Source organism: Sodalis sp. (in: enterobacteria) (assembly GCF_047607725.1).
GTDB lineage: Bacteria > Pseudomonadota > Gammaproteobacteria > Enterobacterales > Enterobacteriaceae > JBLKSS01.
The window spans coordinates 1-6,645 of sequence record NZ_JBLKSS010000313.1; the positions used below are offsets into that span (position 1 = coordinate 1).

Genomic DNA, 6,645 nt, shown 5'->3' on the forward strand with positions numbered 1-6,645 from the left:
GAGCCGGAAGCGTATCTGCGCCATGTGCTGGCGATTATCGCGGATCATCCCATCAACAAAATCAAAGAGCTCCTGCCGTGGAACCTCACCATCCCTGCTGAATAACTGTCAATACGGCGCTGGGCGTACGCTTACGGTAAAGGTGACCAGCTGATGCTGCGGCAGCGCCAAATTCGCCTCCAGCACCTGTTGTTTCAGACTGTTTAGCATGGCGTTCTCCTTATCCCACGATAAGGCTATTGTCCGGTCCGCTGCGCCAGGCCGGTATGGGTAAACCGGCTGAAGATCGGGCATGGATCTGCTATCGGACCGTCAAGAAACGTATCAGCCTGGAATCAGGAGGGAAATTTCGGATTATTTAACTCATAGGAAATGGGTAATATATTGAATAGTAATCTTTTTTATTGAATCCTAGACAAGCTAAATGTTGCAGATAAGTCTATAATTATTTCAAGGTAATTCAATATAACACCGTACTATGGAGAACGTGATGATGAGCTCAACCTCTAAACGTATTGCCGCCGCGGTGCTGGCGGTAACCCTCGCTTTATCGCTGAGCGCGTGCTCGAATTGGTCGAAACGCGATCGCAACACCGCTATTGGCGCCGGCGCCATCGGCGGCTCGGTCCTGACCCACGGCAGCGGTTTGGGCACCATTGGCGCCGCCGCCGTCGGCGGGATTATCGGCCATCAGGTTGATTAATATCCGTTACCCGATGAGCCTATCCTCATCGCCACCTGCCGCGCTTGGGATAGCGTATCAGGCGGGCGCACCCGGTTAGCCGCCCGCCAGCTTGACCTTTAAACCCCGCGCCTCCAATAGCTGTTTTAACAGGTCGCGCTTATCGCCCTGGATTTCAATTACGCCCTCTTTCACCGCCCCGCCGGTACCACATTTCTTTTTCAGCTCGCTGGCCAGCGTCTGCAGCGCTGCATCGTCCCAATCCAGGCCGGTAATTAGGCACACCCCTTTGCCTTTTCTGCCGCTGGTTTGACGCTGCAATCGCACGATGCCGTCCCCTGGCGGACGCGGCGCGGGCGTTGCGGCGGCTTTAATGCGCCCGCCGTCGGTGGAATACACGAGCCGGTTTTCATTCGCCATGGGCCGCTCCGACATGTAATTCCTGCAGGATAGCCACCAGGGCGGCAGAGGGATCGGCCGCCTGGGTAATCGGGCGCCCGATCACCATATAATCCACCCCCGCCTGCAGCGGCGTCATCTCCCTGCGCTGATCCCCCGCGTCGCTACCGGCAGGCCGTATCCCCGGCGTCACCAGTTGGAAAGCCGCGCCGCGGTCGGTTTTCAGCCGCGACGCTTCCCAGGCGGAACAGATCACGCCGTCCAGGCCGCACGCTTTGGCCAGAATAGCCAGCCGCAAGGCGTGATCGGACGCGCTGCCTGCAATGCCTATCCCTCTCAAATCTTCATCATTCATACTGGTAAGCACCGTGACGGCGATAAGCGTGGGCGCGTCAGCCCCAAACGGCACCAGCGCCTCCCGCGCCGCCGCCATCATACGTTCGCCGCCGCTGGCGTGTACGTTGACCATCCATACCCCCAGCGCCGCCGCCGCGCTGACCGCTTTGGCCACCGTATTGGGAATATCGTGGAATTTCAGGTCCAGGAAAACGTCGAACCAGCGCTGTTGCAGGTCGCGCACCAGCGCCGGTCCCGCCTGGGTAAACATTTCTTTGCCGATTTTCAGCCGGCATTGCTGCGGCGCCACTTTGTCGGCAAACGCCAGCGCCTGGCGGGCATAGGCATAATCCAACGCCACAATCACCGGCGAACCCGCCCGCTGCGGAGCAATAGAGGAAGAGGAAGAGGAAGAGGAAGAGGAAGATAACATCGTGCGCGTCATGAAACATTTCTGGTTGGCGGCCCCTAGGTCGCAGGCCCGTTAGCATCCTGTCATTTTACCCGCCGGCGCCGCAAAAGCCCAGCCGGGAGCGGCGATAGGCTCTCCCGCCGCCGGTTGTGGCAGGCGCGCCGTTAGGAGATTACTGGCCGTCCAGACCGCGTATCGGCTTGACCGACGCCCAGGATTTACACGACGGGCAATGCCAGTACAGGCTGTGAGAGGTGAACCCGCATTTTTGGCAGCGGTAACGGGGTTTGGTGTGGATCTGTTCGCCGACCATATCCCGCAGCGTCTGCAAACTTTCCTTGGCGCGACCGTCTTCCGCCTCGCTGAGGTGGAAATTCATCAAGCGGTGAAACATGCGCATCGTCGGATGCTGGCGCAATTGCTGATTGATGTAGCCCTGCGCCGCTTCCGGGCCCTGTTCACGTTCAATAATATCGGTCAACAGCAGCTCCGCCGACGAGCCGGTATCTTCTTCTACGCAGCGTTTGAGAAAATCCGCCCAGGCGCCCGGCTGCCCCAGCGCCTGATAACAGTCCTGCAGCATCGGCAGCGTTTCGCTGACCATTTCCCGATCCTGATCCAACACCCGCGTCAATTCGCCGACCGCGCCGGCGTAATCTTGCTGCGCCATATAAATTCTGGCGCGCATGATAGACACCCGCGCGCTATTTTTATCCGCCGACGCCCCTTTTTTCAATAACGCGACGGCGCGATCCATATCGTCACTGCCCATAGCCTGGAGCGCCAGCTCGCAGTAAAAATGGGCGATCTCTTCCCGGCGCTGCTCTTTACCGAGCTTCACCAACTTTTCCGCGACGTCTATCGCCTTCGACCATTCGCTGGTCGCCTGATGGATTTGCAATAGCAGGCTCAAGGCGCCAAGCCGGAAGTCGTCTTCGTTCACCAACTGGCTGAACATGTCTTCAGCACGATCGTAAAAGCCGGCCGCCATATAGTCATGGCCAAGCTGCTGTATCGCCAACAGCCGCTGCTCAAAGGTTAACGAGGTGCTCTCCATCAGCGCTTGGTGGATGCGGATGGCGCGATCGACTTCGCCGCGGGAACGGAACAGGTTCCCCAGCGTCAGATGCGCCTCGACGGCGTTGCTGTCCTCTTTTAACATATCAAGGAACAGGTCTACCGCCTTATCCTGCTGATTGGATAGCAGGAAATTCACCCCTGCCACATACTCTCTGGAAAGACGGTTCGCTTCCTGCTGTTTATCCTGCTGCGCGCTCCTGCGCCCCATGTACCAGCCATAGGCGGCGGCCACGGGCAGCAACAGAAACAGCAGTTCTAACATAATGCGTTATTCCTTAGGCGCAACGGCTGGGGTGCTGGTGGGGACGGAGGGAACCGTTTCCACCGGCGCAAGCTGCTGTTCGAGCCGTTTCACTTTGCGCTCGGCCCGCATTAGCGCTACACGCGTGCGCAACCAAAACAGGCCGCAAATGACCCCGCCGGCGGCAAACAGTGAAGTGAGCAAGGTTGACACCCGAAATTGACTCTGAGCCAGCAGATAGTTGAAGGTCACCACCTGATCGTTGTGCGCGCCAAAGGTAACGGAGATGATAAAAATCACCAGCACCAACAAAATTATCAGAACATATTTCACATGATTTCCTGCAAGCCGTGTTAGTCGTATGTTCAGACGCTTAGCCCATCTGACACGGTTAAATTACCATTTCCCCGATAATGAAGGAAATTTTACCCTACGCTCGGGGACGTTCCCTCCCGGCGGCGGCAATAAATGCACACGCTGAATAACTACTATAGGGCCGGCGCAGGGAAAACCCAACCGCTGGCGGTGCTTTTCTCTTTGCCGGCTAAGCGCAATCACCCGCCTGCGGTTTCATCAACTGCGCGAACGAATATCCGGCGCTTCTTCCGGTATCGGGGTCAGCGCGCCGATTGAGCGCTGCACCAGCCAACACGCCAGGGTAATGACCAGCCAACCGACGGCGATGCCCATCACCACATCCCGCGGCCAGTGCATGCCGAGCGCCATTCTGCTGACCATCACGCCGCTGGCCCACACCATCAGCACCGCCGTGGAAACCCTATGCCGGCGCGGCCATAGCAAGCCTACGGCCAGCAGCGCCCAGCTGGCGGCGAAAACCGTATGGCCCGAGGGAAATGAAAAGCTGGTTTCAACGCGCCAATGGCGTTGTAGCCACGGCGGAATCAGTTGCTGTTGTTGCAGCTCCCGCGCCAACGCCACAGCGCGCGCCTTGCGCGGCATAGCGTAAAACGCCCGATCGTCGAGCACATAATGCTTATCCAGCCAGACCACGTAAGGCCTGGGCTCCTGCACCCGCTCTTTGATAAACGACTTCATCCCCTGACCGATAAGCAGCGTAGCGGACAAGATCACCGCCAGCCACAGCGCCGGCTTGAGACGATAGCGCAGGCACCAGAGAAACCAGCCTATCAGCAGCACGCTGGTCAGGGTGCCCCAGGGCGAGGTGACGGTTTGCGTCAGCCAATACCACCCTTTCAGCCAGCGGTAATCACTTTCCGGCCGCCATTGCCAGCCGCCCACCCAGAGTAGCAGCGGTAAGATCATCATCAGCAGCGCGCCCGCGCCGGTACGTTTTGCAATTTCAACCATTGAATTTCCCTTTTGCCGTTCGCCGCCCGGGTGCGCGACGGCCGCAGGCAAGCTTAACAGAAAGCGCCCCAAACAACGGCTAATGGCGTACCGGTTGCGCAATTTATCGCCAATTAACCGCAACAAATCCCGTCATAGGGTAAATTTATGGCAAAATAGCCCCCAGAGGATGATTCCGAACGACACCCCTACTTAGCGAAGGCTGGTCAAACACCGCAGCAAGCAGTAGGATGCGCGTCATCATTGGGTTTTGGAGAGCAACATGCAGCTTAAACGTGTGGCAGAGGCCAAACTGCCGACACCCTGGGGAGATTTCCTGATGGTCGGCTTCGAGGAAATCGCCACCGGGCACGACCATCTGGCGCTGGTGTATGGCGATATTACCGGTCCGGCGCTGGTGTTATCGCGGGTCCATTCCGAATGCCTTACCGGTGATGCCCTGTTCAGCCTGCGCTGCGATTGCGGCTTCCAGCTGGAGGCGGCGCTGAGCCATATCGCCGAGGAAGGGCGCGGCATTTTGCTCTACCACCGCCAGGAAGGCCGCAATATCGGCCTACTAAACAAAATTCGCGCCTATGCCCTGCAGGATCTGGGCGCCGATACGGTCGAAGCCAACCACCAGCTCGGCTTTGCCGCCGACGAGCGGGATTTCACCCTGTGCGCCGACATGTTTAAATTATTGGGCGTGGAAAGAGTGCGTTTGTTGACCAACAACCCCAAAAAGGTAGAGATTCTGACCGAGGCGGGCATTAATATCAGCGAACGCGTGCCGCTTATCGTTGGCCGCAACCCGAAAAATGCCCGCTATCTGGATACCAAGGCCGCCAAAATGGGCCATTTGCTCAACGGCCCCGCCGAATAGGCGCCGGCGCCGGGCGCGGTAACGATGACCGGCCGCGGTACGCGGCGCAAGAGCCGGTGCTAACGGCAATAGCGGTTGCAGGTCGCCATCCAACCCGCGCCGTCGGTAAGCGACAGACGGGCGTTGCCCGTTTCTCCCTCCCCTGAGTCGCCTGGACCCACTTCTCGCCACAATGTCCCCGGGGTAATCACGCATTGCCCCTAAAGGGATTTAGACATAAACACGCTTAACGGATCGTCCGTGTAGTGGGGAAAAGCTTCGCAGCGCGCATAACCACAGCGGCGGTATAGCGCTATGGCCGGCTGCTGGTGAATACCGGTTTCAAGCCGCAATTGATGGCAGAGATCCGTTGCCGCAAGCCTTTCGAGACGGGCGATAAGTTGCTCTCCCAGCCGCCTGCCGCGGTAGGCGGGGCGAATGTATAGGCGTTTGATCTCGCCAAAGCCGCCACCCTGCAAGAGCACAGCGCCGCAGCTGGCAGGAAAACCCGCTGCATCATGAGCGATAACGCAGCGGAGACGATCATTGTCAACGGTGGAAAAGTCCAGGCAATGATTGCTTTCGGCGGGGTAAAGCCGACTCTGAAAAGCATCCAGCTCACTGACCAGCACGCTTAACGCACTATGGCCTTTATTGATCTCGGTGATGTGGAACATGTATTACCCTCATGTCTTCGCCCGCCATTGTGCCTCCCCTCGTATGAAGAACGTGGTGATAAACTCGCCGCTTTGCCGTGAAAGATGAGGTCTTGTCGTGTGAAAGGATAGTCAAGCGCGTCATGGCCGGTCCACGCGGTTGTCTAGTCGTAGCCTGCCTCCGGGGTCCCCTGGTGAAAGACCAACTGCCAACGTTCACCTTCGCCGCGCAGCCAATAAGAAGCGCGCAGTACGGCGCGGCTACCCTCCGGGTAAACAGTCCTGTAACGCAGTATGGCACTGTTTTCTCCCGTCTTCAGGAGCGTAAAATCAGCGCTGAGGATGGCCGGCGCCTCTTTTTCCCTCACCAGAGAGGCTATCGTTTCTGCGCGGTTAACGTAAGCGTACGCCCAGCGCCGTCTGTTAATTCCCCATCAAGTTATTGAAGATGATGTCCATTATTTTTTTAATGGGCGCAATTCATGAAACAAATCCCACCAAAACCCTCAAGACATCGTCCCAATTTCCCGCTGGACTTTAACATTAAGCTGGTTGAGCAGGCGCTCCAGCCCGGCGTATCCATTGCCAAGCTGGCACGGGATAACGGTATCAATGACAATTTGCTGTTCAACTGGCGCCAGCTCTACCGTCAGGGCAAGTTCGGTGTCC

General features: G+C 57.9%; 10 protein-coding genes and 2 pseudogenes. 4 read left to right on the forward strand and 8 right to left on the reverse strand.

Features of this window, described 5'->3' with window-relative positions:
* Positions 1–105 (forward strand): transposase domain-containing protein (locus ACMX3H_RS18950; RefSeq protein WP_415210122.1); only part of this gene is annotated, 105 nt, incomplete at its 5' end.
* A 30-nt stretch (positions 106–135) separates the two neighbouring features.
* On the opposite strand, the pseudogene araD reads toward ACMX3H_RS18950, so the two are convergent.
* A pseudogene (araD, locus tag ACMX3H_RS18955) lies at positions 136–210 on the reverse strand (L-ribulose-5-phosphate 4-epimerase); the annotation flags it as partial.
* Between the two features lie 283 nt (positions 211–493).
* Between araD and osmB the strand changes: the two are divergent.
* Positions 494–703, forward strand: coding sequence for an osmotically-inducible lipoprotein OsmB (gene osmB, locus ACMX3H_RS18960; RefSeq protein WP_415211891.1), 210 nt, complete (start codon positions 494–496; stop codon positions 701–703).
* Positions 704–778: 75 nt separating this feature from the next.
* Here osmB and yciH read toward each other — a convergent pair whose 3' ends face one another.
* The 5 genes from yciH to pgpB all read right to left on the reverse strand — a co-directional run bounded on the left by yciH (position 779) and on the right by pgpB (position 4,479).
* Entirely contained in the window at positions 779–1,102 is a 324-nt protein-coding gene (gene yciH / locus ACMX3H_RS18965; protein WP_415211883.1) for a stress response translation initiation inhibitor YciH, read from the reverse strand.
* The gene (gene pyrF, locus ACMX3H_RS18970) at positions 1,092–1,862 is read right to left on the reverse strand and encodes an orotidine-5'-phosphate decarboxylase (protein ID WP_415211884.1); all 771 of its coding nucleotides are present in this window, start codon (positions 1,860–1,862) and stop codon (positions 1,092–1,094) included. Before pyrF ends, yciH begins: the two co-directional genes overlap by 11 nt.
* A gap of 139 nt (positions 1,863–2,001) precedes the next feature.
* Positions 2,002–3,171 (reverse strand): lipopolysaccharide assembly protein LapB, encoded by a 1,170-nt coding sequence (gene lapB / locus ACMX3H_RS18975; RefSeq protein ID WP_415211885.1) that lies wholly within the window; start codon positions 3,169–3,171, stop codon positions 2,002–2,004.
* A 6-nt stretch (positions 3,172–3,177) separates the two neighbouring features.
* Positions 3,178–3,483 carry a LapA family protein gene (locus ACMX3H_RS18980; RefSeq protein WP_415211886.1) on the reverse strand — a complete coding sequence of 102 codons (306 nt, stop codon included), beginning with the start codon at positions 3,481–3,483 and terminating at the stop codon, positions 3,178–3,180.
* Between the two features lie 240 nt (positions 3,484–3,723).
* Complete coding sequence (pgpB, locus tag ACMX3H_RS18985) at positions 3,724–4,479, reverse strand: phosphatidylglycerophosphatase B (RefSeq protein ID WP_415211887.1); 756 nt, start codon at positions 4,477–4,479, stop codon at positions 3,724–3,726.
* 262 nt (positions 4,480–4,741) lie between these two features.
* Between pgpB and ribA the strand changes: the two genes are divergently transcribed.
* The gene (gene ribA, locus ACMX3H_RS18990; RefSeq protein WP_415211888.1) at positions 4,742–5,341 is read left to right on the forward strand and encodes a GTP cyclohydrolase II; all 600 of its coding nucleotides are present in this window, start codon (positions 4,742–4,744) and stop codon (positions 5,339–5,341) included.
* A 200-nt stretch (positions 5,342–5,541) separates the two neighbouring features.
* Here ribA and ACMX3H_RS18995 read toward each other — a convergent pair whose 3' ends face one another.
* Both ACMX3H_RS18995 and ACMX3H_RS19000 read right to left on the reverse strand, forming a co-directional pair.
* Positions 5,542–5,997, reverse strand: a complete 456-nt coding sequence (locus ACMX3H_RS18995; RefSeq protein ID WP_415211889.1) for a GNAT family N-acetyltransferase — start codon at positions 5,995–5,997, stop codon at positions 5,542–5,544.
* A gap of 143 nt (positions 5,998–6,140) precedes the next feature.
* The gene (locus ACMX3H_RS19000; protein ID WP_415211890.1) at positions 6,141–6,344 is read right to left on the reverse strand and encodes a hypothetical protein; all 204 of its coding nucleotides are present in this window, start codon (positions 6,342–6,344) and stop codon (positions 6,141–6,143) included.
* A 147-nt stretch (positions 6,345–6,491) separates the two neighbouring features.
* Here ACMX3H_RS19000 and ACMX3H_RS19005 point away from each other — a divergent pair.
* Positions 6,492–6,645: pseudogene (locus tag ACMX3H_RS19005) on the forward strand (transposase); the annotation flags it as partial.